This window comes from Shinella sp. 20P9.1.1, from assembly GCF_057798995.1.
In genome coordinates, this window is record NZ_JBYOLC010000007.1 from 185,842 (window position 1) to 212,545 (window position 26,704).

Genomic DNA, 26,704 nt, shown 5'->3' on the forward strand with positions numbered 1-26,704 from the left:
TTCGTCAGCTTTGCTCTAAAACCTTCTCCGAATCCCGGAGCATGTCATGGCGAACGCGAAAACCCCTGTCGAAACCCTGACCGAAGACGAAGCAGCAGCCGAGCTTGCATTTCTGGCGGCGGAGATCGCGCGCAATGACGAGCTCTATCACGGGCAGGACGCGCCGGAGATTTCGGATGCCAAATACGACGCGCTGAAGCGGCGCAACGAGCAAATCGAGGCCCGTTTTCCGGCTCTGGTACGCGATGACAGCCCGTCGCGCCGTGTCGGTTCCGCGCCGCTCCCAACCTTTGCGCCGATCACCCATTCCCGCCCGATGCTGTCGCTCGACAACACGTTTTCCGACGAGGACGTGCGGGACTTCGTCGCCTCGGTCTATCGCTTCCTCGGCCGCCTGCCGGACGATTCCATCGCCTTTACCGCCGAGCCGAAGATCGACGGCCTTTCCATGTCGATCCGCTATGAGAACGGCCGCCTGGTGACGGCCGCCACGCGTGGCGATGGCACGACGGGCGAGAATGTCACCGCCAATGTGCAGACCATCACCGAAATTCCGAACCGCCTGCCGGCCGGTGCGCCCGAGGTGGTCGAGGTGCGCGGCGAGGTCTATATGGCCAAGAGCGATTTTCTCGCGCTGAACGAGAAGATGGCGGCGGAGGGCAAGCAGACCTACGTCAATCCACGCAACACCGCGGCGGGCTCGCTGCGCCAGCTCGATGCTTCGGTGACGGCAAGCCGTAAGCTGCGCTTCTTCGCCTATGCCTGGGGCGAGATGTCCGCGATGCCTGACAATACGCAGTTCGGCATGATCGGCGTGCTGAAATCCTGGGGCTTTCCGGTCAATCCGATGACGCAGCGGCTGTCGCGCGTCGAGGATATCATCGCGCATTATCGCGAGATCGGCCTTGCCCGCCCGGACCTCGATTACGATATCGACGGGGTCGTCTACAAGGTGGACGAGCTGGCGCTGCAGGAGCGCCTCGGCTTCCGCTCGCGCTCGCCGCGCTGGGCGACCGCACACAAGTTCCCGGCTGAGCAGGCCTTCACCATCGTCGAGAAGATCGACATCCAGGTCGGCCGTACTGGCGCGCTGACGCCGGTCGCGCGCCTGACGCCCGTCACGGTCGGCGGCGTGGTCGTCACCAATGCGACGCTGCACAATGCCGATTATATCGAAGGCATCGGCAATAGCGGCGAGCGCATCCGGGCCGAGGATCACGACATCCGCATCGGCGATACGGTCATCGTGCAGCGCGCTGGCGATGTGATCCCGCAGGTGCTCGATGTCGTCATGGAGAAGCGCCCGGCGGACGCCCAGCGCTACGAATTCCCGAAAACCTGCCCGGTCTGCGGCAGCCATGCGATGCGCGAGCGCAACGAGAAGACGGGCCGGCTCGATTCCGTGACGCGCTGCACCGGCGGCTTCGTCTGCCGCGCACAGGCGGTGGAGCACCTGAAGCACTTCGTCTCGCGCAACGCCTACGATATCGAAGGCCTCGGCTCCAAGCAGATCGATTTCTTTTTCGAGGCGGAGGATCCGTCGCTGACGATCCGCACGGCTCCCGATATCTTCACGCTGGAAAAGCGGCAGGCGGGCTCGCTGACCAAGCTCGAGAATATCGACGGCTTCGGCAAGGTGAGTGTGCGGAAGCTCTATGACGCCATTGATGCCCGTCGCTCGATCGCCCTTAACCGCTTCATCTATGCGCTCGGCATCCGCCATGTCGGCGAGACCAATGCCAAGCTGCTGGCACGGGCCTACGGCACCTATGCCGCCTTCGAGGAGGCGATGAAGGCTTCCGTCTCGCTCTCGGGCGAGGCCTGGACGGAACTCAACAGCATCGACGGCATCGGCGAGGTCGTCGCTCGCGCCATGGTGGAATTCTACAAGGAGCCGCGCAACGTCGATGTGATCGACCGGCTGCTTCAGGAGGTGACGCCGGAAGCGGCCGAGGCGGTCGTTGCGACGTCGAGCCCCGTCGTCGGCAAGACGGTGGTCTTCACCGGCTCGCTGGAGAAGATGACGCGCGACGAGGCGAAGGCCATGGCGGAGCGGCTGGGCGCGAAGGTCGCGGGGTCGGTTTCGAAGAAGACGGATCTGGTTGTGGCCGGTCCGGGTGCGGGTTCCAAGCTCGACAAGGCCAAGGAGTTCAACGTCGAGGTGATCGACGAGGACGGCTGGTTCGAGCTCATCAAGGGATCATGACGGTCGAGCCGCGCACCAGGAAGCGGCCGCTGAAGGTCATCGGCACGCCTTCTCCGGCATTATAGTCCAATGTGCCGCCGAGATAGGCGTGCATGTGCAGGTGCGGCTCGGAGGAATTGCCGGAATTGCCGACGCGGCCGAGCGTTTCGCCCGCTGTCACGAGTTCGCCGCCCGTGATCGCGATCGACCCTTTGCGCAGATGGGCAAGCAGAACGCGTGCCGTGCCGCAGGCGAGAATGATGTGGTTGCCGGCCGGTTTTTGCGTGTTCGTTTCGGAAATCCTGTTGTCGTCGATGCCGTCATGCATGGAGATGGCGACGCCCGTGCAGGGGCTTTTCACCTCGCGGCCATAGATGACGTAGTCCGTGAGATCGTCTGGCATGACCCCCGCCGCCCGCGCACCAAAACCGTTGAGCGCGACGATGTCGAGCGCGTAGCGCTGGCTTGGGTCGGCATGGTGATTGTTGATCGACGTCGTGCTGCCGCCCTGTCCGACATAGTACTCGCCTGATGCGAAGGGGAAGGTGAGGTCGACAGCGGTGTCCTGATAGCCATAGCCTGACAGCGCTCGTGCGGTGAGCGCCAGGAAGAAGACGGCCATGGCGGCGGTGAAACCGTGGCTGCGCATGAGGGAGGGCGAGCGGTTCCAGGGCCGATGCCGGACGCGCCTATAGGCGAGCGCTGCCGAAACGGCGAAGGTGACAGGCAGCACCACCGCCAGTATCGTGCTCAGAAAATCCCAGCGGCCGATCACGGCGATGAAGGCGAAGTAGCAGGCGCCGTAGACGACGCGCATCAGCCAGCCGACGCGGTCGGCCGGGTGCGGCAGCCAGAGCCAGAGCAAAAAGAAAATCGGCAGAAGAACCTGCGTGGTCAGGAGGATGAGCAGGGGAAGTTCCATGGTTCCACCCTTCAGGGTCTGCCATGCCCTTCCATCGGCGGACACGGATATTGTCCCTGCTCAATCCGCGCCGACGGTATTGGTTCCGTTTTCCGGAATCTCTTCCACAGCTTATCAGCCTTTCCTAAGGATCCGTGTAACCGGCCGGATGGATATCGACCGTATGGCCGGCCGGATCGGTCTGGAAGAGAATGGCGCCCGTCGATTTGGATTCGGCGGCGACATAGTCGAAGACCACTTCGTTTTCCTCGATCACCTGATCGCCTTCCGTCAGTCGGCCGACGACGGTGACGGCCGCAGCTGTCGTCGTTGCCGTATTATAGATGTCGAAGGCCACGCGGTGGCCGGCTGACGTTTTTTCCGTCGTCAGCACGGTCACGGCGAGGTCCGGCGGCGTCGCTGCGCGGGTAAAGGCTTCCCAGGTCAGCCAGCCGAGCATGGCGGCGACCAGGAGCGCGGAGACGATGCCCGTCAGCCATTCGATCCAGTGCGGATCCTGGCGCTCCCGATGGCGGCCCTGTTCGGATTTGGTCATGAAAGCCTCACAGGATCAGGCGCGCGGCTGCGGCACCCAGCGACGCCGGGAAGCCGAGCACGATGACGGAAAGCATGATCTCGACGGCGGAACTGTCGCCCAGCCGCTCGAAGATCCAGAGGGCGAAGACGCTGATCGCGAGTGCGATGACGTAGCCGGGCAGGGTGAACCGAATGAAAGCGTGCCACCACGGCGTTTCCGGCTCAAGCTCGTGCCCGCCGATGAAGGAGACGGCATAGACGAAGCCGTGCATCAGCGTGATCGAGAGCAGGGTGACGACGATCGCATGCCAGATCGACATCTTGTAAGCGAGCACCATCATCTCGTCGGTGGGTGCGATGTTGAGCGAGAGGAAGAGGGCGCCGGCGGCCATCATCAGGAGTTCGCCGTGATAGGGCGTTTCCTGGCTGTCGTCCTCGGTTTCGTCGTGGCCGAGCTGGCTGCGGCCAAGCATGGCGCCGATGCTGGCCGGCACGGATTGCAGCGCGATCTTGGCGACGGCTTCGCTCGCCGGCATGTCGGCATGCAGCAGGCCGAGGGCGGCGAGCACGATCACGCTGGTCACGATGCCGATGCCATAGGCGATGATCGCGTCCCGGATCGCCTCGCGCCAGGTGAACGTCTCCTCGAAGCCGATGCGGCGGGCAAGCAGGATGAGAAGGGGGATGTTGAGGAGGAGAAGCAGCAGCAGCCGCTCGCGCGCAATGGTGAAGCCGAGATACCACATTTCCATGGTCATCAGCATGGGCAGCGCCAGGAAAAGCGCGCCGGCGACACCGCGGCCGAGGCCGGTCACGAAGCTGTTGAATTGGTTTTTTGTGTCGTCAGCGGATGTGGTCTCGCCTGCCATCGCTGTACCCCCCTGGCAACAAGCGCGGGGGAAATGCGGCGCGGAGCAAAGAGTTCCGCGCCGCCAACCGTTTAGGGACGGTCGAACTTCTTGGGCTTCGGCTTCTTCGGGCCGCCTTCCGGCTTGGCGAATTTTTCGTCGCGCTTGCCCTTGAAGGGCTTCGGGCCGCCGAAGGGCTTGCCCGGTTTCTGAGCACTCGCGTCGCGATCCTTCCAGTGCGCCGGCTTGGCTGCCGCACCCTCAGGCTTGTCGAACTCGCGCTTCTTGTCGGCGCTGTCGTTGCGATCCTTCCAGTGCGGCTTGGCTGCCGCACCTTCGGGCTTGTCGAACTCACGCTTCTTGTCGAAGTCCTTCTTCTTGGCAAAGCCGGGCTTCTTGTCGAACTCGCCGCGCGGCTTCCAGTCGGCGCGGCGTTCTTCGCTGCGCACCGGCTTGTCGTAACGCTGGGTCTTTTCGCCCGGCGTCCGCTCGTAGAAATGCGGGGTGAGGTCGGGCATGCCTTCGAGCACCGTCACGCGGATGCCGCGCTCCAGCATGCTGTTGGGACCGAGCGCGCCCATGAAACCGTCGGAGGCATCGGCGGAGAGCTCGATAAAGGTCTCCTCCGGCTGCATCTTGATGGCGCCGATCTCGTTCTTGGTAATATTGCCGTTGCGGCAGAGCATCGGGATCAGCCAGCGCGGCTCGGCGCGCTGCTTGCGGCCGACCGAGACGGAAATCCAGGTGCTGCGGGCAAAGCTGTCGCGCGGGCGCTTGGTTTCGGCCGGGATGGCGTCGTTGCCACGTTCGCGCGGCTTGCGCTGTTCGAGCGAGACCTCGATCAGGTCTTCCGGTGCGGAGCGGCCGGCCTTGAAGTAGCGCGCGACGGCGGCGGCGAGCTGGCGGGCATCGAATTTTTCGACCAGTGCGTCGATCGTCTCGATTTCGTCTTCGCCGATCGTCTCTGTCAGCGTCGCATCGGCGAGCAGGCGCTCGTCGTCGCGGCGCAGGATCTCTTCGGCCGACGGCGGCGTCGCCCAGTTGGCCTTGAGGTTGGCGATCTGCAACAGGCGCTCGGCCTTGCGGCGCGCGCTGAGCGGCACGATGAGGGCGCTCACGCCCTTGCGGCCGGCTCGGCCCGTGCGGCCCGAACGGTGCAGCAGCGTATCCGGGTTGGTCGGCAGGTCGGCATGCACGACGAGTTCGAGGTTCGGCAGGTCGATGCCGCGGGCGGCGACGTCGGTGGCGATGCACACACGGGCACGGCCGTCGCGCATGGACTGCAGCGCGTGGGTGCGTTCGTTCTGGCTGAGTTCGCCTGACAGCGCCACGACCGAGAAGCCGCGATTGTTGAAGCGGGCCGTCAGGTGGTTCACGGCCGCGCGCGTCGAGCAGAAGACGATCGCATTCTGCGCATCGTAGAAGCGCAACGTGTTGATGATGGCGTTCTCGCGGTCCGAGGGGGTGCAGAGCAGCGCGCGATATTCGATATCGACATGCTGCTCGCGTTCGGCCGCCGTCGAGATGCGCATGGCATCGCGCTGGTAGTTCTTGGCAAGCGCTGCGATTTCCTTCGGCACGGTGGCCGAGAACATCAGCGTGCGGCGGTCTTCCGGGGCGGCCTCGAGGATGAATTCGAGGTCTTCGCGGAAGCCGAGGTCGAGCATCTCGTCGGCCTCGTCGAGCACGACGGCGCGGATGGCGGAGAGATCGAGATTGCCGCGCGTGATGTGGTCGCGCAGGCGGCCCGGTGTGCCGACGATGATATGGGAACCGCGTTCCAGCGCCCGGCGCTCGTTGCGCACGTCCATGCCGCCGACGCAGGAGCCGATGACGGCGCCGGTCAGTTCATAGAGCCATTCCAGCTCGCGCTTGACCTGCATGGCGAGTTCCCGCGTCGGGGCGATGACGAGCGCAAGCGGGCTTCCCGCGCGGTCGAAACGTTCTTCGCCGGAAAGCAGCGTCGGCGCGAGCGCCAGGCCGAAGGCAACGGTCTTGCCGGAGCCGGTCTGCGCGGAAACCAGCGCATCGGAATTGCCGATCTTGGGGTCGGAGACGGCGATCTGCACCGGCGTCAAAGTGGTATAGCCGCGTTTTTCCAACGCCTTTGCCATCGCCGGAGCGAGGCTGTCGAAACTCGTCATGTGGGGTCTTTCGGAATTCGGGTTCAGCGACGATCTGGCGTCGCACTCGCAAGCCCGTACCTAACGAGCGTGTTGTGCGCTCTCTACTGCTCCTTGGCCAAAATGTACAGTGCGCAAAATGCAATGCTGCCCAGCGGGTTAAGCGATGGCGGGCAAAAGTCTTTCCCGATTGTCTTTTTGCGCTGCACAAGATAGAAAACGGCGCCCCCGGAAAGTGGTCCGCAGAGACGACATGGGAGCATCGCCCGCGGGAGAGGGCGAGAGCAAGGAGGAACCGCCGATGAAGACGTTCACCACCATCGCGGATTTGCGCGCTGCACTTGCGCCACACCGGCTGGATGGCCGCACGATCGGCCTCGTGCCCACCATGGGCTATCTTCATGTCGGCCATATGGAGCTTGCGCGCCGCGCCCGCGCCGACAACGACATCGTCGTCGCCACCATTTTCGTCAATCCGCTGCAATTCGGCCAGAACGAGGATCTCGCGCGTTATCCGCGCGATCTCGCCCGCGACCAGGCGATGCTGGAGGCCGAGGGTGTGCACTATCTTTTCGCGCCCGGCGTCGCGGACATGTATCCGCGGCCGATGGAGACCGTGGTGGACGTGCCGAAGCTTGGTGCTGAGCTGGAAGGCTCCGTGCGCCCCGGCCATTTCGCCGGGGTTGCGACTGTTGTGACGAAGCTCTTCAACATTGCCGGTCCCGACCGCGCCTATTTCGGCGAGAAGGATTTCCAGCAGCTCACCATCATTCGCCGCATGGTCGCCGATCTCGCCCAGCCGGTCGAGGTGATCGGCGTTCCGACGGTGCGTGAGGCCGATGGCCTCGCCTGTTCTTCGCGCAATGTCTATCTCTCGCCGGAAGAGCGTGCCGCCGCCGCCATCGTGCCACGCGCGCTGGAGGAGGCCGAACGGCTGATCGCCGCCGGCGAGACCGATGCGAAGACACTGGAGGCGGGCGTGATGGCCTTCCTCCGCACCGAGCCTCTGGCCAAGCCGGAGGTCGTTGCCATCAGGGATCCGGACACGCTGGCCGAAATCGACACGGTCGGCGACAGGCTGGTCCTTTTGCTGCTTTTTGTGCGTTTTGGAAGCACGAAGCTCCTCGATAACCGGGTCCTCAGCCCAAAGAAGAAGGTTGCGTGACATGAGCGTACACACCGCCAAGCGCCGTCTGGCTCCGTCCGACATCAAGGCCCTCAAGGGCGAACGTCCCATCGTCAGCCTCACCGCCTATACGACGCCGGTCGCCAAGCTGATGGACCCGCATGTCGATTTCATGCTGGTCGGCGACAGCCTCGGCATGGTGCTCTACGGTCTCGATTCCACTGTCGGCGTGACGATCGAGATGATGATCGCCCATGGCCAGGCCGTCATGCGCGGCTCGTCCAATGCCTGCGTCGTCGTCGACCTGCCGTTCGGCTCCTACCAGCAGTCCAAGGAGCAGGCCTTCGCGACGGCCGCCCGCGTGCTGAAGGAAACCGGCTGTTCGGCGATCAAGCTGGAGGGCGGCGCGGAAATGGCCGAGACGGTCGATTTCCTCACGCAGCGCGGCATTCCCGTGCTCGGCCATGTCGGCCTGATGCCGCAGCTCATCAACACAACGGGCGGTTACCGCTCGCTTGGCCGCAACGACAAGGAAGTGGAAAAGATCCGCAAGGATGCCGCCGCCATCGACGATGCCGGCGCTTTCGCCATCGTCATCGAAGGCACGGTCGAGCCGCTGGCGCGCGAAATCACCGGCAAGGTGAAGGCGCCGACCATCGGCATCGGCGCATCGCCCGCCTGCGACGGCCAGGTTCTGGTGGTCGACGACGTGCTCGGCATCTTCACGGATTTCAAGCCGCGCTTCGTCAAGCATTTCGCCAACCTGGCGCCCGTGATGAGCGAGGCTTTCGCGACCTATGCGGAAGAGGTCAAGGCGCGCAGCTTCCCCGCACCGGAGCACACGTTCCAGCTCAAGAAAGTTTGATCGTCCATCAGCGCCGGTCAGGGATCGGCGCTGATTGATCAACGGCGCTGAACGGTCCATCAGCCATATTGGTTTGCGGGTGGGCCGTGCCTGTTCTATGGCTTGCCTATCCTAGGATAGAGCAGACCCATGACCCCCGATACAAAAGAAGAAATCCGCGACGCCTTTCGGCGTGGTATCGCGGTTGCCGTTGCGGCATCGCCGTTTGCCGTGCTGTTCGGCGCCGTTTCCATCGACAACGGCCTGACGGTTGCCGAAGCGACCCTGATGAGTGCGACGCTCTATGCGGGCGCCAGCCAGCTCGTCGGTGTCGAGCTGTTCAATCATCATGTCGCGCCCTGGCTCGTCGTGCTCTCGATTTTTGCCGTCAACTTCCGCCACGTGCTCTATTCGGCGGCCATCGCCCCGCATATCCGGCATCTGACCTTTTGGCAGAAGGCGACCTCGTTGTTCCTGCTGACCGACCCGCAGTTTGCCGAAACCGAGCGGCGCGCGGATGCCGGTCTTCGGGTCAGCTATATCTGGCTGATGGTGCTGGGCTTCAGCGTCTATGTTCCCTGGCTGTGCCTGACGGTGGTCGGCGGGTTGCTCGGCAACCTGATCGGCGACCCCAGGGCGATCGGCATCGACGTGTTGCTGCCGGTCTACTTCATGGGCCTGGTGATGGGCTTCCGTAGTCGGGCGAACTGGCTGCCGGTCGTGCTCGCCTCCGGTGTCGGTTCGGTGCTCGCCATGCATTTCGTCGGCTCGCCCTGGCATGTCAGCCTCGGCGCACTTGCCGGCGTCGCCGTCGCGGCCCTGCTGCCGCTTGACAAGGAAGACGAGGCTCCCGCCGGGTTGCGGAAGGGGAGGCATGAGCATGGAATCCATGTTTCACATGCAGACGCTGCTGATCATCGCCGCCGGCGCTATCGCGACCTACCTCACGCGCGTCGGCGGCTATGTCTTCATCACGCGTATGAAGCGCATTCCGCCGCGCGCCGAAGCGGCACTGAACGCCGTTCCGGCGGCCGTGCTGACCACATTGGTCGCGCCGGCCGCCATCACCGGCGGGTGGGATGTCAGCATCACCATGGCGGTCGCCTTTCTCGTGGGGCTGCGCCTGAAGCTCCTGCCGATGCTGGCCGTCGGCTGGGTCGTGGTGATGCTGCTGCGTCACGTCATCGGCTGATCGGAGCGGTTACCTCTGCCAGCCAGGATTTGGTCGCGTCGTCCGAAAGGAGCGGCGCGATCTTTTCGTTCGTCTCGGCGTGATAGGCGTTGAGCCAGATCAGTTCCTCGTCCGTCAGCAGGCTTGCCACGACGAGGCGGCGGTCGATCGGGCAGAAGGTCAGTGTTTCGAAGCCGAGCATGTCGATATCGCCGCCCGCGACGGGCGCGGCGGGCAGGACATGCACGAGGTTCTCGATGCGGATGCCGAACGCGCCGGGGCGGTAGTAGCCGGGTTCGTTCGAGAGGATCATGCCGGGCAGCAGTTCCTGCGTCGAAAGCCGCGAGATGCGCTGCGGGCCTTCATGCACCGAGAGATAGGAGCCGACGCCATGGCCGGTGCCATGGGCGAAATCGGCGCCGGCCTTCCACAACGCAATGCGGGCGAGCGGATCGAGGTCGCAGCCGCGCGTGCCCTTGGGGAAGCGGGCAAGGCTGATGCCGATCATGCCCTTCAGCACCAGCGTGAAGAAGCGCTTCTGCTCCTCCGGCACGGCGCCTACGGCGACCGTGCGGGTGATGTCGGTTGTGCCGTTGATATATTGCGCGCCGGAATCGATGAGGAACATCGTGCCCGGCTCGATGACCGCGTCCGTATCCGTCGTCACGCGGTAATGCATGATGGCCGCGTGCGCGCCCGCGCCGGCAATGCTGTCGAAGGAGACATCCTTCAGCGGGTTCTGCTGGCGCTCGCCGACGCTGCGGCGCACCTCTTCGAGTTTCTTCGTGACGGTGATTTCCGTCTGGCTGCCGGGTGTCGTGCTATCGAGCCAGGCGAGAAATTCCACCATGGCGGCGCCATCCTGAAGATGGGCGCGGGCGGAGCCTTGCAGCTCGACGCTGTTCTTGCAGGCGCGGGGCAGGCGGGCCGGATCGACGGCCTCGACCAGCGTGCCGCCCTTGGCGCGAACGATCTCGCCGAGCGCGAAGGGTGCCTGATCGGGGTCGATCAGGATGCGCTTGCCTTCGGCGGCGAGGGCGGCGATGCGGTTGTCGAAATCGGACGGCGGCAGGAGATCGGCGAGCTGGGTGAGATAGGCTTCGGGCTCGATGCCGGTCTTGCGCTTGTCGAGGAAAAGCAGGGGACGGCCGTCCGCCGGGATGACGGCGCGGGCGAGTGGATGCGGCGTGTGCGGCACGTCGCTGCCGCGGATGTTGAAGATCCAGGCGATGGAAGAGGGGTCGGTGACGGCGAGTGCATCCGCGCCGGCCTTTGCCGTAGCATACGCCATCTTCACCAGCTTGTCCCTGGCGAGTTCACCGGCATGGTCGACGGCCTGGATGGTCACGCGGCCGAGCGGTTCGGCCGGACGGTTCGTCCAGGCCTTGTCGAGCGGGTTATAGGGCAGGAAGACGAGGCTGCCGCCAAGCGTGGCGAGCGCCTTTTCCAGACGGCGCACTTCGGCCGCGGTGTGCAGCCACGCATCGATGCCGAGCCGGAAACCCTTGGGACCATGGTTCTGCAGCCAGAGATGCGGCGGCTCGCCGACGAGATCGCCGCCGGTATAGACGCTGCCATCCACCTGTTCGGCGAGCTGCGTGACGTAGCGACCATCGACGAAGACCACGGCCTGACCGCGCATGACGAGCGCCACGCCCGCCGAGCCTGTAAAACCCGTCAGCCAGGACAGACGCTCCGCCGAGGCCGGCACATATTCGCCCTGATATTCATCGGCGCGCGGCACGAGAAAGCCGTCGATGCCAAGCGCATCGAAGGAGGCGCGCAAGGCATCGGCCCGTTCGCGGCCATATTGGGGCGTGGAGGTGACGTCGAAACTCTGGAACATGGGATGCTTCCGCTCAGGCGATGAATCGTGGCGGCAATCTAGCCCATCGCGGGGGCGCGTCAAAGGCAGGCGGCCGGGTCACCTTGCAAGCCGGTGGCGATACGCGTAGCAGTGCCGTCAGGTGGTTCCAAGAGGTCTCAGATTGGACTTATGCATGTCGCGCATGGCACCCATGCCGCATCAGCGCTTTCGCGATTTTCTGAAACGATTATAAGCGGCGCCAAGGAAGCGAACTTGAAACGCGCTTCAAGCGAAACTTCCTCCCGTCGCTCGTATCGCATAGAAAACGCCGAAAGGCGAAAGACTAGGTGTTCCGATCAGGCGTCTTTCTGGTCACTCCTCCTCCCTCCTCCGGGAAGGCGTTCGGAGCACATAGGTCCGCTTGAGCACTCCTCCTCCTCAAGCTCGCGGACAGGTCGGCTTGCCGGCCCATAGGCGGTGCCTCTGGCACCGCCTTTTTCTTTTCTCGTGACTCTGCGTTATTCCGCTGTGTGATCCCCGGTTTCGAATATGGGGATCACGGAAGAGCGACCTCAGCGCTTGGCGAGATGGATCGTCACCCAGCCTTCGCGCCAGATGGTGCGCATATGGCTGAGGCCGGCGCCGTTATAGGCAGCCAGCACCTTCCAGCGCTGCGAGGCGAGGATGCCCGACAGGATGACATCGCCGCCCGGCGTCAGTTGCGCGGCAAGCTGCGGCGCCATGCGCATCAGCGGGCGGGCCAGGATATTGGCGATGATGAGATCGAAGGGGCCGTGGCGGCCGAAGGCGGTGGAGTGGAAGCCTGGCGCGGTTTCCAGCGCGATGCCCGAGGCGATGCCGTTGATGCGAACGTTTTCGCGGGCGACGCGCGTGGCGATCGGGTCGATGTCGGTCGCCAGCACCTGGGCGGGCGACAGTTTTCGCGCGGCGATGGCGAGCACGCCGCTGCCTGTCCCGAGGTCAAGCACGCGCTTGACTCTGCGGGAGCGCATGACGCTGTTGATCACCTCGAGGCAGCCGGCTGTCGTTCCGTGATGGCCGGTGCCGAAGGCCTGGCCGGCATCGATCTCGATGGAGATTTCGCCGGGGCGGGCGGTGCCGCGGTCATGCGAGCCATGCACGACGAAGCGGCCGGCGCGGACGGGCTTCAGGCCTTCGAGCGACTTGGCGATCCAGTCGATATCGGGCAGCTCCTCGCGCTTGATCTCGGCGTCCGGAAATTCCTCGGCAAGCAGGGCGGCGAAGCGTTCGGCGATCTCGGCCTCGTCGACACGGAACATGTAGACGGAGGCTTCCCAGATATCGTTCTTCTCGTCGATCTCCATCGTCGCGATGGCGTAACCTTCTTCCTCGAAGGCGTCGGTCATCAGCGAGAGCGCGATATCGGCGCGCTTCTCGGTGGTGGTGATGTAGAGGCGGATTTCGCTCACGGCCGGGGTCCCTGTTGTCTCAGGGTTCGCCTAGCATGTCCGAAAGCCGAGGCAAAGGCGGATTGCGCTTATCGCTTGATCAGGTTGGCGAGCTTCTGCTCGGCGGTGTCGGGGTTCTCGCCATAGGCGATCGTTCCGACGAAGCGGCCGGTGGAATCGAGCAGGAAGACGGATGCGGTGTGATCCATCGTGTAGTCGCCGTCGGGCTTGGCTTCATCGAGCGGCACCTTGCGGTAATACACGCGAAAACCCTTGACCATCTCCAGAACCTTGTCGGCCGGGCCGGAAATGCCGGTGATGCGCTTGGAAACGTTGCCGACATATTGGCCGATCAGTTCGGGCGTGTCGCGCTCCGGGTCGACGGTGACGAAATAGGCCTGCAGCTTGCTGCCATCGGGGTCGACCTTGGTGAGCCAGCCGTTCATTTCGAACAGCGTCGTCGGGCAGACCTCCGGGCAATGGGTGAAGCCGAAGAACAGCGCCGTCGGCTTGCCGGTGAAGGCCTTTTCGGTGATCGGCTTGCCATCCTGCGCGACGAGCGTGAAGGGCACGCCGAACGGGCCGCCGGCGACTTCATCCTTCGTGCGCGTCGCCTCCAGCGTGAGCCAGCCGAGCAGCGCGGCGACAAGGGCAACGGCGATCCAGAGTACGAGGCGCAGGGTCTTCATGGCAGTCCTTCGGATGAATATCTGCCGGTGTCATAGTCCCTCGCAGGAGCACGCGCAAACGCGCCAAATGCCGCAAGGGGCATTGGACATGCGGTCTCGCGCAATTGTGATCAGAAGCACCAGGACATCCCGGATTCGGCAAGGCTGAGGAAGATCGCCGTGCCGTGCTCCATCCAGCCGGCAAAGGCGGCGGTGGCGGCCATGACGCCGAGGCCAAGCGCGATGAGTGCAGCCGGCAGAACGGTATAGCGGCGGGCGGTTTTGTTCATGCCGTCAGGGTAGCATGAAACGGCAGGTTTTGGAACAATGCCGGTTTTTCGCAACGTCCGGTATTCCGGCATGCCGGAATTTATCAAATTTTGCTAAAATGCAAGTTCCGGGGCAGGTTCCTTAGGTTTTGTTTAATCTTACTTTGTCACGGTCCGAATACGCGAAAGGGCCGGAATCGGCTCATCGGGCATGATGCCTGCACGACCGGGGGAGACGGCGGGAAGCGTATTTCACCCAGGATCCAAAAAGGGGATGCCGTGGCGAGGGCCATGGCTCGGGCGAACCGCATCATGTCTCAGATAAATGCAGTGAAGGGCCGGACCCTTTCCGTCAATTCTCGTCTCGCAACGCTCGGCGCCGCCGCGTTCCTCGGCTTCGGCACGATGCTCGCCGCCGGCTGGTACGGCAATGCGACGATCGGTGCGGCTTCCGAGGCCGCCGTCAATATCCAGAAAGAGGTCGATACCGTTGGCGCCATGCGGCTTGCCAATGTCGATCTCGTGCTCGTGGCGATGGACAGCATCATCGACCGCGACGAGAAGGTCATCCAGCCGGAGCGCGTGGAAATCATCGCGAAATCGCTGAAGACCTTGAAGGAAGGCACGGCCTCGGCCCGGAGGCTCGCCACCGAAATCGGCAAGCCGGCGTTGCTTGAAACATTCGACGGCGATTTGCAGATGATGGAAAAGGCCGTTGCCGTCGATCTCAAGACGATGATCGAGGCCGGTGCGCCCATGGAAGCGTTCTCGTCGCTCGACGACGCCGTCGATGCCGGCGGCGAGCGCATGACGGCAGCCCTCGGTGCGCTGGCCGAAGAGGGCTCGGCGCTCTTGGAAGCGCGCGTCAACGATGCACAAGTCGCCTCCGGGCAATCCATGTTCTACCAGATCGTCATCGGCCTTCTCGGTATGGGCACGCTGCTCGGCATGATCGTCTATCACGGCAACATGCTGCGCCGGGGCATTTTCGCTGTGCGCGACAGCATGCAGCGCATTCTCTCAGGTGACCTCAATACGGTGGTCGCCGCCACGGCGCGCGGCGACGAGATTGGTGACATGGCCCGCTCGGCGGAAGCCTTCCGCCTTGCCGCCGTCGAAAAGCGCGGCCTGGAGCAGGCGAGCGAAGAAAGCCGCTCGCGCAACGATGCGGAGCGGCACAACCGGGAAGCGTTGGCGCGCGAAGATGAGCGGCAGATTCGTGCCGCGGTCGAGGCGCTGGGCCGTGGCTTGACGCGTCTTTCGGACGGCGATCTCAGCGTTGCCATCCTCGAACCCTTCCGCGCCGATCTCGAACAGCTGCGTATCGATTTCAACGGTACCGTCGAACGCCTGCGCAATGTCATGGCCGAGGTGAAGGACAATACCGGCTCCATCCAGTCGAACAGTGGCCAGATGCGCGCTGCCGCCGATGATCTGGCCCGCCGCACCGAACAGCAGGCAGCGTCACTCGAAGAGACCTCCGCCGCCCTCGACGAAATCATGACCACGGTGCGCACGGCGACCGCGCGTGCCGAGGAAGCCGGCCGCATGGTCGATTCGACCAAGGCGAGCGCGGTGGAATCCGAGCGTATCGTCAGCGATGCCATGGCTGCGATGGACCGCATCGAAGGCGCCTCCAGCGAGATCGGCAAGATCATCAACGTCATCGACGAGATCGCCTTCCAGACCAACCTCTTGGCGCTGAATGCCGGCGTCGAGGCGGCGCGCGCCGGTGAAGCCGGCAAGGGCTTTGCGGTCGTCGCGCAGGAAGTGCGGGAACTCGCGCAACGCGCCGCTGGTGCCGCCAAGGATATCAAGAGCCTCGTCACCCGCTCGTCGGACGAGGTGAAGACCGGCTCGCGCCTCGTGCAGGCGACAGGCGAATCGCTCGGCCGCATCGGCGGCGACGTGCTGCGCATCCACGAGCACATGGCCTCCATCGTCACTGCCGCGCGCGAGCAGGCGGCCGGCCTTCAGGAAATCAACGTCGCCGTCAACCAGATGGACCAGGTGACGCAGCAGAACGCCGCGATGGTCGAGGAGACCAATGCGGCAAGCCATACGCTGGCGCAGGACGCGGAAAACCTCACGCGCCTTGTCGGCCAGTTCCAGATCCACGAAGGCGTGCGCGCCTCCGTCGGTAGCCCGAGGGCGGTTTCCGCCGCCTCCCGTCCCGCCCCGTCTCCGGCAAGAAGCCTTGTTTCCAAGGTTGCCGGGGCTTTCAGCAGCAGTGCAGCGGTCAGGGGCAATGCCCAAGCCGCCGCAGAGAACTGGGAAGAGTTCTGAAAATGTCCAATGCCATCAAACAGTCCGGCGCCTATCTCGAAATCGTCTCCTTCCACCTGGGAGAACAGGAATTCTGTATCGACATCATGGCCATCCGCGAAATCCGCGGCTGGGCGCCCGTGACGCCGATGCCCCACACGCCGCCCTATGTGCTCGGCCTTATCAACCTGCGCGGTGCCGTGATCCCGGTCATCGACATGGCCTGCCGCCTCGGCATGAAGATGACGGAACCGTCCGAGCGCTCGGCGATCATCGTCACCGACATCGCCGGCAAGCTGGTCGGCCTGCTGGTCGAGCAGGTTTCGGACATGATGACCATCAAGAGCGAGGCTCTGCAGCCGGCGCCGGAAATCATTCCGGAGGCCCAGCGCGCCTTCTGCCGCGGCATCGTGGCGCTCGAGAAGTCGATGGTCTGCTTCCTCAACCTCGACACCGTCATCGCCGACGAACTCGCCCAGGCCGCCTGATCGCGGCAGGGAAGGATCTCGGGTTTTGAAGCACCTGGCCGGTTTCCGGCCGGGTGCTTTCGCGTATCTATGGGGGTTACGGCTTGCCGTTCGTCCAGGTCACCGTCTGGCCGTAGAGCGGCACGGTGGAGATCGACATCTTGGCTGATCCCTCGGTCAGTTCGCGCGAATGGGCGAGATAGATCAGCGTGTCGTTCTTCTTGTCGTAGATGCGCGTGACGATCAGCGACTTCCAGATCAGCGACAGGCCTGACTTGAAGACCTCTTCGCCGCCCTTATCCAGATCGATGTCGCCGATGCTGATCGGGCCGGTCTGCTGGCAGGAGATCGCATTGTTCGACGGGTCCTCGAACCAGTTGCCCTTCTTGAGGCGATCGATGACGGAGCGGTCGAAATAGGTGACGTGGCAGGTCACACCGGTTACTTCGGGGTCGGTGACCGCGTCGATATAGATATCGTTGCCGATCCAGTCGACGCCGACCTTGCCGACCGTTTCGGCGGCTGCGGGCAGGGCGGCGAGCGCAAGCACGCCGGCGGCGATGGCCGTGCGGAGCGGCGAGGGGACGAAAGTCTTCAGCGACATGGCAGGTCTCCTTGTTCGCCTTACACGTAAGGATGCCCGCCTGCCGCTTGCAAGACCTGACCTTACGATTTTGCCGCTGCGATGGTGGCGCGCACCGCGTCCCTGTCGGTCAGAGTCAGTTCGTATTCGCGGTCCTTTTCCGTGCCGCCCATGCCGACATGCGGGTTGCGGAAGGCCATGCCGCTCGGCACGGTGGTCAGCGCGGCGAAATGCATTTCCACGAGGCCGGTCGCGTCACGCACGGTGCGGATATTGCCCGCGTCGAGCGCCCCGCAGCCCATGATGACGATGCGGCCGGCGGCCTGCTCGACGGCGGCCTTCAGGATGGCGATGCCTTCCACGGCGGTGTCGCGCTGGCCCGAGGTCAGCACGCGGTTGACGCCGCAGCGGATCAGCGCTTCCAGCGCCGCATGGGCATTTTCCGTCATGTCGAAGGCGCGGTGGCAGGTGACGGACATTGGGCGGGCGGCCTCGACCAGCGCCGTCGTCCGCGCCTCGTCGATGCGGCCATCCGGCGTCAGGCAGCCGATGACGACGCCGGCAACACCTTCGCTGCGCAGCGCCTTGACGTCCTCGACCATCGTTTCGAATTCCGTCTCGGAATAGAGGAAGTCGCCGCCGCGCGGGCGGATGATGACGTGAACGGGGATATTTGCGGCCTTCACGGCGGCGCGGATCGTCGCAAGGCTTGGCGTCAGGCCACCCTCGACCAGGCTTGCGCAGAGTTCCACCCGGTCGGCGCCGGCCTCCTGGGCGGCGAGGAAACCGTCGATACCTTCGACGCAGAGTTCGATGAGGGGCTTGGTCATGGGATGATCCGCAGGTTGGTCAGGCTTCGTGCCAGACGGTTTTCAGGAGCCGCAGCCAGTTTTCGCGGCAGAGTTTTGCAAGGTCGTCTTCGCCATAGCCGGCCGAACGCAGCGCCTCGACCAGCGCCTGGTTGCCGGCGGCATCGCCGATGGCGGCGGGAATGGTCGCGCCGTCGAAATCCGAGCCCAGCGCCACGCAATCGATGCCCATGCGCTCGACCATGTAATCGATGTGGCGCACCATGTCGCAGAGCGGCGTATCGGCGCTCTCCATGCCGTCGGCGCGCAGCATTGTCGTGGCGTAGTTGAGGCCGGCAATGCCCTTGCGCTCACGGATCGCGTCGAGCTGGCGATCGGTGAGGTTGCGCGAGATCGGCGTCAGCGCATGGGCGTTGGAATGGGTGGCGACGAGCGGCGCCGTGCTGACGCGCGCGACATCCCAGAAGCCCTGCTCGGTGATATGGGCGAGATCGACCATGATGCCGAGGGTGTCGCAGGCCTTCACCAGTTCGACGCCGTCTTCTGTGAGGCCGGGTGCGGTGTCGGGCGAGGAGGGGTAGGCGAAGGGCACGCCGTGGCCGAAGGCGTTGTGGCGGCTCCAGACCGGGCCGAGCGAACGCAGGCCGGCGGCATAGAGCGTTTCGAGCGTCGAGAGGTCTTCGGCAATCGGCTCGCAGCCTTCGATATGCAGGATCGCGGCGAAACGGCCGGCCGCGAAGGCGGCGCGGATATCGGCGGTGGAGCGGCAGATCGACAGTGCGCCGGCCCGTTCCAGCCGGAAGGCGATGGCGGCCATTTCGAGCGCCGTGTGGAGCGCTGCCGGCTGTTCCAGCGGGCCGACCATGCGGATGTTGTAATGGCCGTTTTCATCGACCTCGCGTGGCGGATAGTCTTCGTTCGGCGGGATGAACATGGCGCAGAAGCCGCCCGCCAGGCCGCCCTTTTGGGCGCGCGGGGCGTCGATATGGCCCTTGTCCGTGCCCTCGACGAATTCGGCGATCGGGTCCGCGCCCTTTTGGGCATGCTCCCACAGGCGCAGGAGAACGTCGTTGTGGCCGTCGAAGATCAATTGCATGTACCGCTCCCGGATCGAAACGCATCCTTTGGGCTGGGTAGAGCCGATTCCGCCGCAGCCCGCAAGGACTGCGGCGTCCTGCCCGTTAGGCTGCGAAAACCGGCGTGCCCGCGATCCAGGTGGAGACAACGTTGACGTCACCGTCGATGACGGCGAAATCCGCGTCGTGGCCATGCGTCAGGCGGCCCTTGCGGCCGGTCATGCCGATGGCTTCGGCGGGATAGAGTGCCGCCATGCGCAGGGCCTCCTCCAGATCGAGGCCGACTTCGTCGCGCATATAGCGGATGCAGGAGGCCATATCGATATCGGCGCCGGCAAGCGTGCCGTCGGCGAGCGTCAGGCGGCCGCCCTCGCGAAAGATCTCGCGGCCGTTGAGGAAGAAGCTCGTCATGTCGGTGCCGATGGTCGACATGGCATCGGTGACGAGGAAGATACGGCCGGGGCCGCGCTTGGCGCGCAGCGCCACGCGGATGGAGGCCGGATCGACATGGAAGCCATCGGCGATCAGGCCGGCATTGAGGGGGCCGAGATCGAGGGCGGCACCCACCATGCCCGGCTCGCGATGGCCAAGCGGGCTCATGGCGTTGAAGAGATGGGTCATCATGCGCGCGCCGGCTTCGACGGCACCGGCAGCCGTCTTGTAGCTGCAATCGGAATGACCGAGGCTGACGGTGACGCCGGCCGCATGCAAGGCCGCTATCTGTGCGTTCGTGGCGTTTTCGGGCGCAAGCGTCATCAAAAGCGCCGTCAATCCCTTGCGGGCGGCGATGGTGCGGTCGAGATCGGCCTGTTCCATCGGGCGGATGAGCGCCGGATCGTGCGCACCCTTGCGGGCGATGGAGAGATGCGGGCCTTCGAGATGCAGGCCGAGGAAGCCGGGAACCTTTGCCGCTTCGGCGGCAAGGCCGGCGGCAATCGTTCTGGTCGTCACCTCAACATTGTCGGTGATCAGCGTCGGCAGCAGGCCCGTCGTGCCAAAGCGGGCGTGCGCGGCGCAGATGGTGCGGATGCCTTCGAGATCGGGCCGCTCGTTGAGCAGTACGCCGCCACCGCCATTCACCTGCAGGTCGATGAATCCGGGGACGAGCGAAAACCCGTCCATCGGCACCGTGCGGGCGTCCGTCGGCACGTCGCGGCGGGCCGCGACGGCGGCGACCTTGCCGTCCTCGATGAGGAGCGCGCTGTGGTCGTGCCAAAGATCGCCGTCGAAAATGCGGGCGCCGGTAATGGCGGTGAGCGCTGTCATCGGGTTTCCGTCACTTTCTTCAGGTTGACCGGCTTGTCGGGATCGAGACCCTTGCCGCGCGACCAGGCTTCGACGAAGCCGTAGAACGGCACGATGAGCGCGAGCGCATCGGTGATCGGATGGCCGGTCGCAACGAAGGGCAATTTGCGCGCACTTTTTGCGCTGCTGCCGGTGACGCAGGCATAGGCGCCGCGGTCGGCCAGGCTGTCGGCCATGCCGGTGACGGAGGCTTCCGCGGCGTCCCGCGCGGCAAGCGCGATGACCGGGAAGGACGGGCCGACGAGGGCGACCGGGCCATGCAGCACTTCCGCGGAGGAATAGGCCTCGGCATGCATGCCGGAGGTTTCCTTGAACTTCAGTGCCGCTTCGCTGGCAATGGCAAGGCCGGGGCCGCGGCCGAGCACGTAGAGCGATTGCGCATCCTTGAGGTCACCGGCCAGATCCGACCAGTCGAGGGCGACGGCCTTGGCGAACTGCTCGGGCAGGCCCTTCACGGCGCGATCGAGATCGGCGTCGCCCGTCCATTCGGCGAGCACGGCAAGGCCGGCGACGATGGAGTTCACATAGGATTTCGTGGCGGCGACCGAGAGCTCCGGGCCGGCCGACAGGTCGAGCGAGTAGGAGCAGGCGTCTGCCAGCGGCGAGGGCAGCGTGTTGGTGAGCGCAATCGAGATGGCGCCGCCCTTCGTGGCGCCGTCGGCCATGGCGACGATGTCGGGACTCTTGCCGGATTGCGAGATCGCGATGGCGGCAGCGCCGCCGAGCTTCAGCTTGGCGCCGTAGATCGAGGCAAGCGAGGGCCCAAGCGATGCGACCGGCCGGCTGGCGGTGAGTTCGATTGCGTATTTCAGGAAGAGGGCGGCATGGTCGGAAGAGCCGCGCGCGACGGTGACGAAGAACTGCGGATCACGCTCCCGCAGTGCCTTGCCGGCGGCCGCGATGGCGCTTGACGAATTTGCCAGGACGCGGGCTGCCGCTTCGGGGATTTCATTGATTTCACGGCGCATGTTGGTCTGCATGGAAGTCCCTTTGCAATTAGACAGTCACGTCTCGGACAATGTCAGTTCGGCGACGAAGTCATAGGCGTCGCCGCGATAGATGGAGCGGGTGAATTCGACCACCCGGCCGGTGCGAAGATAGGAAACACGCTCGATGGAAAGCCCGGCCGAGCCCGGCGGCACGCCGAGCACCGACGCATCCGGATCCTTCATGTTATAGGCGGAGATGCGCTGCACGGCGCGCACCGGCCGGCAGCCGTGTTTTTCCAGCGCCGCATAGAGCGAGCCCTGGACCTGCATGGGGTCCGGCAGGAATTCGGAGGAAATGCAGGCGCGCTCGATGGCGAGCGGCATGTCGTCGGCGACGCGCAGGCGTCCGAGCCGGGCAACCAGCGCATCGGCTGGCAGGCCGAGCATCATCATCTCGTCCGGCGAGGGGTGGAACAGGCCGCGGTCGAGCCATTCCGCGCGGGTCGTCAGGCCGCGCCGCGCCATGTCCTCGGTAAAGGAGGTGAGGCGGGAGAGCGACTGCTGCACCTTGGAGACCGGCTTGGCGACGAAAGTGCCGGAGCCGTGGCGGCGGATCAAAAGGCCGTCCTTGACGAGATCGTCGACGGCCTTGCGCACCGTGACGCGGCTGACCTGGGCGTGATCGGCGAGATCGCGCTCGGCGGGCAGGGCATCGCCATAGTTCAGCTTGCCGGAGGTGATCGCCTCTTCCAGCGTCTGGCGCAGTTTCAGGTAGAGCGGGCCGGGTACGCCCGATTGCAGGCTCTCCGGCGTCAGGATTGCGGAAAGGGAGGTACTCATGCCGCCGCTCCCTGACGCTCTTTATAGCCCTTGGCGGCCAGCGCCACGGCACCCGTCAGCGCATCGGCCTCGGCTTCCACCAGGATCGAGCGGTGCTTTTCCGAAAGCCATTGCGGATAGAGCGGCGCAAGCCCGCCGAGCAGGCAGAGCCGCGGCGCGCCGGCCAGCGCCATGATGGCGTCGAGGGATTCGTTGACCGCGACCGCGCCCGTCTTGACGATGGCGATCGCCTGCGCGTCGCCCTGTCTGGCGTGATCGAACAGCAGGGGGGCGAAGCGGCCGAAATCGCCGGGCTTGGACAGGCGGGCGAATTCGACGATGCCGCGCGGATCGTGCTTGAATTCCTCGATAACCGCATCGGTGACGGGCGAGCGCGGATGCACGCCGTCATGGGCGAGCAGCGCTTCCTGGAGCAGGCCGTGGCCGAGCCGCGCGCCGCCGCCGAGATCGCCGACCGTAAAGCCCCAGCCGCCGATATAGCGGACGGTGCCGTCCTTGCGGCCCATATAGATGGAGCCGGTGCCGAGGATCGCAACCGCGCCGTCCTCGTCGCCGATCGCGCCTTGCAAGGCAATCAGGCCGTCCGAGTCGATGGCCGTGCGGCGGAAGGGCAGGCGATCGTGCACATAGCGCGTGAGATCGCCGACATTGGTGCCGGCCAGACCGAGAAACGCGGTGGCGCCGTTGACGCCGGCCTCGTCGAGGCCTGCGTCACGATAGGCGGCCTTGGCGGCCTCCGTGATGGAGATGATGGCATTGTTGGGGTCGGTCAGGATATTGGCCGCACCGCTCTTGCCGCGACCGAGAATAATACCGTCGGGTCTTGCGACCGCCGCACGGCAACTCGTTCCCCCACCGTCGATACCGAGAATGTAATCTGTCATGGGCACCTCCGAGCGCAACGATACCAAAAAAATACCATTAACCAAGGGGTATGGTGGTATCGAACATGAGCTTTTCGACAAATTATTGATTTTAAATTATAAAAATAATTGACTGCAAAAAAGTGGTCTCAAAAATTAATTTCCTATGGACAATTGGTATTTTTTTGGCATTAATTTGGGCCAGAGGAGAGCGAACGATGGCTGCAGGCAGGACAGAAGGCAGGCACGATCAGGCGAGGGGGCTGGACGAAAGTCAGCCTCTCGACGCGCTGAAAGTGCTTGCGGATGGCCAGAAGGCTGCGGCCGCCGTGGTCGACGGCGCGCTTGCCGATATCGCTGCCGCTGCCCGTCTTGCCGCCGATGTGCTGCTTTCCGGCGGCCGTCTCGTCTATGTCGGTGCCGGCAGCTCCGGCCTGATGGCCATGGCCGACGCGCTCGAGCTTCCCGGCACCTATGGAATTCCCCGCGACCGCATCGTCATCCTGCTTGCCGGCGGCGCTGCAAGCCTGGAAGACCTGGCCGGCGGCTATGAAGACGACCGTGCGCTCGCCGTCGGCGATGCCGAAACGGCTGACGTCGATGCCAAGGACTGTGTGATCGCCGTTTCGGCGAGCGGCAGCACGCCCTATGCGCTGGCCATCGCGGCCTATGCGAAAGGGAAGGGCGCCAAGGTCGTGGCGATGGCCAACAATCCGGGTGCCGCTCTCTTCGACGGCGCCGATGTCTCGATCCTCTTGCAGACGCCGCCGGAAGTGATTTCCGGATCGACTCGCATGGGCGCCGGCACGGCGCAGAAGATCGCCTTCAACATGTTTTCCACGCTGGTCGGCATCCTGCTCGGCCATGTGCATGACGGCCACATGGTCAATCTCAAGGCCGACAATATCAAATTGAAAGGGCGTGCCTGCCGCATCGTCTCCGACATCTCGGGTGTCGGTCTCGACGAAGCGGAACGCCTTCTCACGCGCTCCGAAGGCTCGGTCAAGGAAGCCGTGCTGTTGGCTGCGGGGGTTCCGGATGTCAGTGCCGCGAAGGCGGCGCTCACCCGGTCGGGGCAAAGTCTCCGGCGCGCCCTCAAGGCTCTCGGATAATTCAAGTCTCAAAACGCGCTGCGGCGCATAAAAGGGGAGAATGCAATGACACGCAACGCAATCAAGGGTCTGCTGCTCGCCACGAGCATCCTCGGCACGGCCGGGCTTGCCCAGGCGGCCGACGTCACGCTGACCGTCGAAAGCTGGCGCAACGACGACCTTGCCATCTGGCAGGAAAAGATCATTCCGGCCTTCGAAGCCAAGAACCCGGGCATCAAGGTCGTCTTCGCGCCGACCGCACCGACCGAATACAATGCCGCGCTGAACGCCAAGCTGGACGCCGGTTCGGCCGGTGACCTCATCACCTGCCGTCCGTTCGACGCCTCGCTGGAACTCTTCAAGAAGGGTCACCTGGCCAGCCTGAACGATCTGCCGGGCATGGAGAACTTCTCGCCGGTCGCCAAGTCCGCCTGGACGACGGACGACGGTGCGACGACGTTCTGCGTACCGATGGCTTCGGTTATCCACGGCTTCATCTACAACAAGGATGCCTTCGACACGCTCGGCATCTCGGTTCCGACGACGGAAGCCGAATTCTTCGCCGCCCTCGACAAGATCAAGGCTGAAGGCAGCTACATCCCGATGGCCATGGGCACGAAGGATCTCTGGGAAGCCGCGACCATGGGCTACCAGAACATCGGCCCGACCTACTGGAAGGGTGAAGAAGGCCGCGCAGCCCTCATCAAGGGCGAGCAGAAGCTGACCGACGACGCCTGGGTCGAGCCCTACCGCGTTCTCGCCAAGTGGAAGGACTATCTCGGCGACGGTTTCGAAGCTCAGACCTATCCGGACAGCCAGAACCTCTTCACGCTCGGCCGCGCTGCCATCTATCCGGCCGGCTCGTGGGAAATCGGCCTGTTCAACACGCAGGCCCAGTTCAAGATGGGCGCCTTCCCGCCGCCGGTGAAGAATGCCGGCGACACCTGCTATATCTCTGACCACAACGACATCGGCGTCGGCCTGAACGCCAAGGGTGCGAACCCGGAAGCTGCCAAGAAGTTCCTGACCTTCGTCGCTTCGCCCGAGTTCGCCGACATCTACGCCAACTCGCTGCCGGGCTTCTTCAGCCTGAACTCGACGGCCGTGAAGATGGCCGACCCGCTGGCGCAGGAATTCGTTTCCTGGCGTGAGAAGTGCAAGCCGACGATCCGCTCGACCTACCAGATTCTGTCGCGCGGCACGCCGAACCTCGAAAACGAGACTTGGACGGAATCGGCCAACGTCATCAACGGCACGGATACGCCTGAAGTGGCTGGCGAGAAGCTCCAGAAGGGCCTCGACAGCTGGTACAAGCCGGCCAAGTAAGCCCGGTTTCCGGCTGCTGAATTCTGCTTGAGGCGCGGGCATCGCCCCGCTCCGATCCTCCCCCCGTAAAATTCGGGGGGAGGAATTCCAGGCGGCGCGGCTCGAACAGTTCGACGCTTGCCTTACCCCTCTTCGTCCCGGTGGACAGAGGGTGCCGAAGGGCAAATTCGGGGCGCGACCCCGTCACTAATGTGTATGCTGATTTTGTCATGTGCGGCTGACGCTGCCGCGCAGGGCGTTCGCGCATGCGGATTTAACGACAACAAACGGAGGGGCAGGCTGGGCCATGAGCAACACACCTTCTACCCATGATGCAGCAGGACCTGTGATCAAGCGCCCGACGCGCTGGCATATCGTCGTCTTCCTGCTGCCGGCTTTCATCGTCTATTCGGCGGTGATGATCCTGCCGCTCATCGAAACGCTGCGCCTGTCGCTGTTCAACACCGTGGACGGCCAGTCGACCTTCGTGGGCCTTGGCAATTTCAAGGTCCTGTTCGGCGACGAGCGCTGGGCGCATGACTTCTGGAACGCGCTAAAGAACAACTTCATCTTCTTCGTGATCCACATGCTGGTGCAGAACCCGATGGGCGTGGCGCTTGCCGCGATGCTCTCGCTGCCGAAGCTGCGCTTCGCCTCGTTCTACCGCACGGCGATCTTCCTGCCGACGCTCTTGTCCTTCGTGATCGTCGGCTTCATCTGGAAGCTGATCCTCTCGCCGATCTGGGGCGTCTCGCCCTTCCTTCTGGATCTCGTCGGCCTGAAGTCGCTGTTTTCGCCCTGGCTCGGCAAGCCCGGCTCGGCCCTCATCGCCGTGTCGCTGATCTCGGTCTGGCAATATGTCGGCATCCCCATGATGCTGATCTATGCGGCTCTCCTCAACATTCCCGAGGAGGTCATCGAGGCGGCCGAATGCGACGGCGTCACCGGCTGGAGCCAGTTCTTCAAGATCAAGCTGCCGCTGATCCTGCCGGCCATCGGCATCATCTCGATCCTGACCTTCGTCGGCAACTTCAACGCCTTCGACCTGGTCTACACCGTGCAGGGCGCTCTGGCCGGACCTGACGGTTCGACGGATATCCTTGGCACGCTGCTCTACCGCACCTTCTTCGGTTTCCAGCTCCAGCTCGGCGACCGCTCGATGGGTGCCACGATCGCGACGGTCATGTTCCTCATCATCCTCGCCGGCGTCTCGCTTTATCTCTTCGTCATCCAGCGGCGTATGCGTCGCTACCAGTTCTGAT

Annotated in this window: 24 protein-coding genes and 1 pseudogene; 10 read left to right on the forward strand and 15 right to left on the reverse strand. The window is 64.3% G+C overall.

The genetic code is table 11. The annotated features are described in order from the left end of the window. Positions 1–46 precede the first annotated feature (46 nt). Positions 47–2,206, forward strand: coding sequence for an NAD-dependent DNA ligase LigA (ligA, locus tag AC27VQ_RS14375; protein ID WP_488716794.1), 2,160 nt, complete (start codon positions 47–49; stop codon positions 2,204–2,206). Here ligA and AC27VQ_RS14380 read toward each other — a convergent pair. From AC27VQ_RS14380 to AC27VQ_RS14395, 4 genes are all read right to left on the reverse strand, one after another. Continuing rightward, complete coding sequence (locus AC27VQ_RS14380) at positions 2,193–3,107, reverse strand: M23 family metallopeptidase (RefSeq protein WP_488716795.1); 915 nt, start codon at positions 3,105–3,107, stop codon at positions 2,193–2,195. The genes ligA and AC27VQ_RS14380 overlap by 14 nt on opposite strands. A 124-nt stretch (positions 3,108–3,231) precedes the next feature. Continuing rightward, the gene (locus AC27VQ_RS14385) at positions 3,232–3,642 is read right to left on the reverse strand and encodes a TIGR02588 family protein (protein WP_488716796.1); all 411 of its coding nucleotides are present in this window, start codon (positions 3,640–3,642) and stop codon (positions 3,232–3,234) included. 7 nt (positions 3,643–3,649) lie between these two features. Continuing rightward, positions 3,650–4,492, reverse strand: coding sequence for a TIGR02587 family membrane protein (locus AC27VQ_RS14390; protein ID WP_488716797.1), 843 nt, complete (start codon positions 4,490–4,492; stop codon positions 3,650–3,652). Between the two features lie 71 nt (positions 4,493–4,563). Then, positions 4,564–6,615 (reverse strand): DEAD/DEAH box helicase, encoded by a 2,052-nt coding sequence (locus AC27VQ_RS14395; protein WP_488716798.1) that lies wholly within the window; start codon positions 6,613–6,615, stop codon positions 4,564–4,566. Positions 6,616–6,895: 280 nt separating this feature from the next. Here AC27VQ_RS14395 and panC point away from each other — a divergent pair, with 280 nt between their 5' ends. The 4 genes and pseudogenes from panC to AC27VQ_RS14415 all read left to right on the forward strand — a co-directional run bounded on the left by panC (position 6,896) and on the right by AC27VQ_RS14415 (position 9,756). Next, the gene (gene panC, locus AC27VQ_RS14400) at positions 6,896–7,759 is read left to right on the forward strand and encodes a pantoate--beta-alanine ligase (RefSeq protein WP_488716799.1); all 864 of its coding nucleotides are present in this window, start codon (positions 6,896–6,898) and stop codon (positions 7,757–7,759) included. Position 7,760: 1 nt separating this feature from the next. Further along, on the forward strand, positions 7,761–8,585 hold the full coding sequence (panB, locus tag AC27VQ_RS14405; RefSeq protein ID WP_421591484.1) for a 3-methyl-2-oxobutanoate hydroxymethyltransferase: 825 nt from the start codon (positions 7,761–7,763) through the stop codon (positions 8,583–8,585). A 129-nt stretch (positions 8,586–8,714) separates the two neighbouring features. Continuing rightward, positions 8,715–9,392 (forward strand): annotated as a pseudogene (locus tag AC27VQ_RS14410) (AzlC family ABC transporter permease); the annotation flags it as partial. A 52-nt stretch (positions 9,393–9,444) separates the two neighbouring features. After that, positions 9,445–9,756: an AzlD family protein gene (locus AC27VQ_RS14415; RefSeq protein WP_488716884.1), complete on the forward strand. Its 312-nt coding sequence runs from the start codon at positions 9,445–9,447 to the stop codon at positions 9,754–9,756. Here the strand turns inward: AC27VQ_RS14415 and AC27VQ_RS14420 are convergent. The 4 genes from AC27VQ_RS14420 to AC27VQ_RS14435 all read right to left on the reverse strand — a co-directional run bounded on the left by AC27VQ_RS14420 (position 9,746) and on the right by AC27VQ_RS14435 (position 13,930). Continuing rightward, on the reverse strand, positions 9,746–11,581 hold the full coding sequence (locus AC27VQ_RS14420) for an aminopeptidase P family protein (RefSeq protein ID WP_488716800.1): 1,836 nt from the start codon (positions 11,579–11,581) through the stop codon (positions 9,746–9,748). The two genes, AC27VQ_RS14415 and AC27VQ_RS14420, sit on opposite strands and share 11 nt — an antisense overlap. 533 nt (positions 11,582–12,114) lie before the next feature. Continuing rightward, positions 12,115–12,993, reverse strand: coding sequence for a 50S ribosomal protein L11 methyltransferase (locus tag AC27VQ_RS14425; protein ID WP_488716801.1), 879 nt, complete (start codon positions 12,991–12,993; stop codon positions 12,115–12,117). Between the two features lie 68 nt (positions 12,994–13,061). Further along, positions 13,062–13,661, reverse strand: coding sequence for an SCO family protein (locus tag AC27VQ_RS14430; protein WP_421591489.1), 600 nt, complete (start codon positions 13,659–13,661; stop codon positions 13,062–13,064). A gap of 110 nt (positions 13,662–13,771) precedes the next feature. Next, positions 13,772–13,930, reverse strand: a complete 159-nt coding sequence (locus AC27VQ_RS14435) for a hypothetical protein (protein ID WP_257948693.1) — start codon at positions 13,928–13,930, stop codon at positions 13,772–13,774. A 291-nt stretch (positions 13,931–14,221) separates the two neighbouring features. Between AC27VQ_RS14435 and AC27VQ_RS14440 the strand changes: the two genes are divergently transcribed. Then, a complete protein-coding gene (locus AC27VQ_RS14440) occupies positions 14,222–16,195 on the forward strand; it encodes a methyl-accepting chemotaxis protein (protein WP_421591491.1) in 1,974 nt (657 codons plus the stop codon). Positions 16,196–16,197: 2 nt separating this feature from the next. Then, positions 16,198–16,662, forward strand: coding sequence for a chemotaxis protein CheW (locus AC27VQ_RS14445; RefSeq protein ID WP_117366518.1), 465 nt, complete (start codon positions 16,198–16,200; stop codon positions 16,660–16,662). 76 nt (positions 16,663–16,738) lie between these two features. On the opposite strand, the gene AC27VQ_RS14450 is transcribed toward AC27VQ_RS14445, so the two are convergent. From AC27VQ_RS14450 to AC27VQ_RS14480, 7 genes are all read right to left on the reverse strand, one after another. After that, positions 16,739–17,245, reverse strand: a complete 507-nt coding sequence (locus tag AC27VQ_RS14450) for a CreA family protein (RefSeq protein WP_488716802.1) — start codon at positions 17,243–17,245, stop codon at positions 16,739–16,741. 62 nt (positions 17,246–17,307) lie between these two features. Then, complete coding sequence (locus AC27VQ_RS14455) at positions 17,308–18,054, reverse strand: copper homeostasis protein CutC (protein WP_488716803.1); 747 nt, start codon at positions 18,052–18,054, stop codon at positions 17,308–17,310. A gap of 19 nt (positions 18,055–18,073) precedes the next feature. After that, a complete protein-coding gene (locus tag AC27VQ_RS14460; protein WP_488716804.1) occupies positions 18,074–19,129 on the reverse strand; it encodes a dipeptidase in 1,056 nt (351 codons plus the stop codon). An 85-nt stretch (positions 19,130–19,214) separates the two neighbouring features. Then, on the reverse strand, positions 19,215–20,375 hold the full coding sequence (gene nagA / locus AC27VQ_RS14465; protein ID WP_488716805.1) for an N-acetylglucosamine-6-phosphate deacetylase: 1,161 nt from the start codon (positions 20,373–20,375) through the stop codon (positions 19,215–19,217). Beyond that, a complete protein-coding gene (locus AC27VQ_RS14470) occupies positions 20,372–21,394 on the reverse strand; it encodes an SIS domain-containing protein (protein WP_488716806.1) in 1,023 nt (340 codons plus the stop codon). The genes nagA and AC27VQ_RS14470 overlap by 4 nt, the downstream gene beginning before the upstream one ends. A gap of 24 nt (positions 21,395–21,418) precedes the next feature. Continuing rightward, a complete protein-coding gene (locus AC27VQ_RS14475) occupies positions 21,419–22,183 on the reverse strand; it encodes a GntR family transcriptional regulator (RefSeq protein WP_488716807.1) in 765 nt (254 codons plus the stop codon). Continuing rightward, on the reverse strand, positions 22,180–23,067 hold the full coding sequence (locus AC27VQ_RS14480; RefSeq protein WP_488716808.1) for a glucosamine kinase nucleotide-binding domain-containing protein: 888 nt from the start codon (positions 23,065–23,067) through the stop codon (positions 22,180–22,182). Before AC27VQ_RS14480 ends, AC27VQ_RS14475 begins: the two co-directional genes overlap by 4 nt. Before the next feature lie 197 nt (positions 23,068–23,264). On the opposite strand from AC27VQ_RS14480, the gene AC27VQ_RS14485 reads away from it, so the two are divergent. The 3 genes from AC27VQ_RS14485 (at position 23,265) to AC27VQ_RS14495 (ending at position 26,703) form a co-directional block, all read left to right on the forward strand. Further along, positions 23,265–24,158 carry an N-acetylmuramic acid 6-phosphate etherase gene (locus tag AC27VQ_RS14485; RefSeq protein WP_488716809.1) on the forward strand — a complete coding sequence of 298 codons (894 nt, stop codon included), beginning with the start codon at positions 23,265–23,267 and terminating at the stop codon, positions 24,156–24,158. A gap of 45 nt (positions 24,159–24,203) precedes the next feature. Continuing rightward, positions 24,204–25,463, forward strand: coding sequence for an ABC transporter substrate-binding protein (locus tag AC27VQ_RS14490; protein ID WP_313531388.1), 1,260 nt, complete (start codon positions 24,204–24,206; stop codon positions 25,461–25,463). Between the two features lie 286 nt (positions 25,464–25,749). Next, the gene (locus AC27VQ_RS14495; RefSeq protein WP_488716810.1) at positions 25,750–26,703 is read left to right on the forward strand and encodes a carbohydrate ABC transporter permease; all 954 of its coding nucleotides are present in this window, start codon (positions 25,750–25,752) and stop codon (positions 26,701–26,703) included. The last annotated feature ends 1 nt before the right edge of the window (position 26,704 follow it).

What these genes read in the sequence shown, in the direction of transcription:
- ligA (WP_488716794.1), top strand. Translation starts at nt 47, where the DNA reads ATGGCGAACGCGAAAACCCCTGTCGAAACCCTGACCGAAGACGAAGCA.
- AC27VQ_RS14380 (WP_488716795.1), bottom strand. Translation starts at nt 3,107, where the DNA reads ATGGAACTTCCCCTGCTCATCCTCCTGACCACGCAGGTTCTTCTGCCG.
- AC27VQ_RS14385 (WP_488716796.1), bottom strand. Translation starts at nt 3,642, where the DNA reads ATGACCAAATCCGAACAGGGCCGCCATCGGGAGCGCCAGGATCCGCAC.
- AC27VQ_RS14390 (WP_488716797.1), bottom strand. Translation starts at nt 4,492, where the DNA reads ATGGCAGGCGAGACCACATCCGCTGACGACACAAAAAACCAATTCAAC.
- AC27VQ_RS14395 (WP_488716798.1), bottom strand. Translation starts at nt 6,615, where the DNA reads ATGACGAGTTTCGACAGCCTCGCTCCGGCGATGGCAAAGGCGTTGGAA.
- panC (WP_488716799.1), top strand. Translation starts at nt 6,896, where the DNA reads ATGAAGACGTTCACCACCATCGCGGATTTGCGCGCTGCACTTGCGCCA.
- panB (WP_421591484.1), top strand. Translation starts at nt 7,761, where the DNA reads ATGAGCGTACACACCGCCAAGCGCCGTCTGGCTCCGTCCGACATCAAG.
- AC27VQ_RS14415 (WP_488716884.1), top strand. Translation starts at nt 9,445, where the DNA reads ATGGAATCCATGTTTCACATGCAGACGCTGCTGATCATCGCCGCCGGC.
- AC27VQ_RS14420 (WP_488716800.1), bottom strand. Translation starts at nt 11,581, where the DNA reads ATGTTCCAGAGTTTCGACGTCACCTCCACGCCCCAATATGGCCGCGAA.
- AC27VQ_RS14430 (WP_421591489.1), bottom strand. Translation starts at nt 13,661, where the DNA reads ATGAAGACCCTGCGCCTCGTACTCTGGATCGCCGTTGCCCTTGTCGCC.
- AC27VQ_RS14435 (WP_257948693.1), bottom strand. Translation starts at nt 13,930, where the DNA reads ATGAACAAAACCGCCCGCCGCTATACCGTTCTGCCGGCTGCACTCATC.
- AC27VQ_RS14440 (WP_421591491.1), top strand. Translation starts at nt 14,222, where the DNA reads ATGTCTCAGATAAATGCAGTGAAGGGCCGGACCCTTTCCGTCAATTCT.
- AC27VQ_RS14445 (WP_117366518.1), top strand. Translation starts at nt 16,198, where the DNA reads ATGTCCAATGCCATCAAACAGTCCGGCGCCTATCTCGAAATCGTCTCC.
- AC27VQ_RS14450 (WP_488716802.1), bottom strand. Translation starts at nt 17,245, where the DNA reads ATGTCGCTGAAGACTTTCGTCCCCTCGCCGCTCCGCACGGCCATCGCC.
- AC27VQ_RS14455 (WP_488716803.1), bottom strand. Translation starts at nt 18,054, where the DNA reads ATGACCAAGCCCCTCATCGAACTCTGCGTCGAAGGTATCGACGGTTTC.
- AC27VQ_RS14460 (WP_488716804.1), bottom strand. Translation starts at nt 19,129, where the DNA reads ATGCAATTGATCTTCGACGGCCACAACGACGTTCTCCTGCGCCTGTGG.
- nagA (WP_488716805.1), bottom strand. Translation starts at nt 20,375, where the DNA reads ATGACAGCGCTCACCGCCATTACCGGCGCCCGCATTTTCGACGGCGAT.
- AC27VQ_RS14470 (WP_488716806.1), bottom strand. Translation starts at nt 21,394, where the DNA reads ATGCAGACCAACATGCGCCGTGAAATCAATGAAATCCCCGAAGCGGCA.
- AC27VQ_RS14475 (WP_488716807.1), bottom strand. Translation starts at nt 22,183, where the DNA reads ATGAGTACCTCCCTTTCCGCAATCCTGACGCCGGAGAGCCTGCAATCG.
- AC27VQ_RS14480 (WP_488716808.1), bottom strand. Translation starts at nt 23,067, where the DNA reads ATGACAGATTACATTCTCGGTATCGACGGTGGGGGAACGAGTTGCCGT.
- AC27VQ_RS14485 (WP_488716809.1), top strand. Translation starts at nt 23,265, where the DNA reads ATGGCTGCAGGCAGGACAGAAGGCAGGCACGATCAGGCGAGGGGGCTG.
- AC27VQ_RS14490 (WP_313531388.1), top strand. Translation starts at nt 24,204, where the DNA reads ATGACACGCAACGCAATCAAGGGTCTGCTGCTCGCCACGAGCATCCTC.
- AC27VQ_RS14495 (WP_488716810.1), top strand. Translation starts at nt 25,750, where the DNA reads ATGAGCAACACACCTTCTACCCATGATGCAGCAGGACCTGTGATCAAG.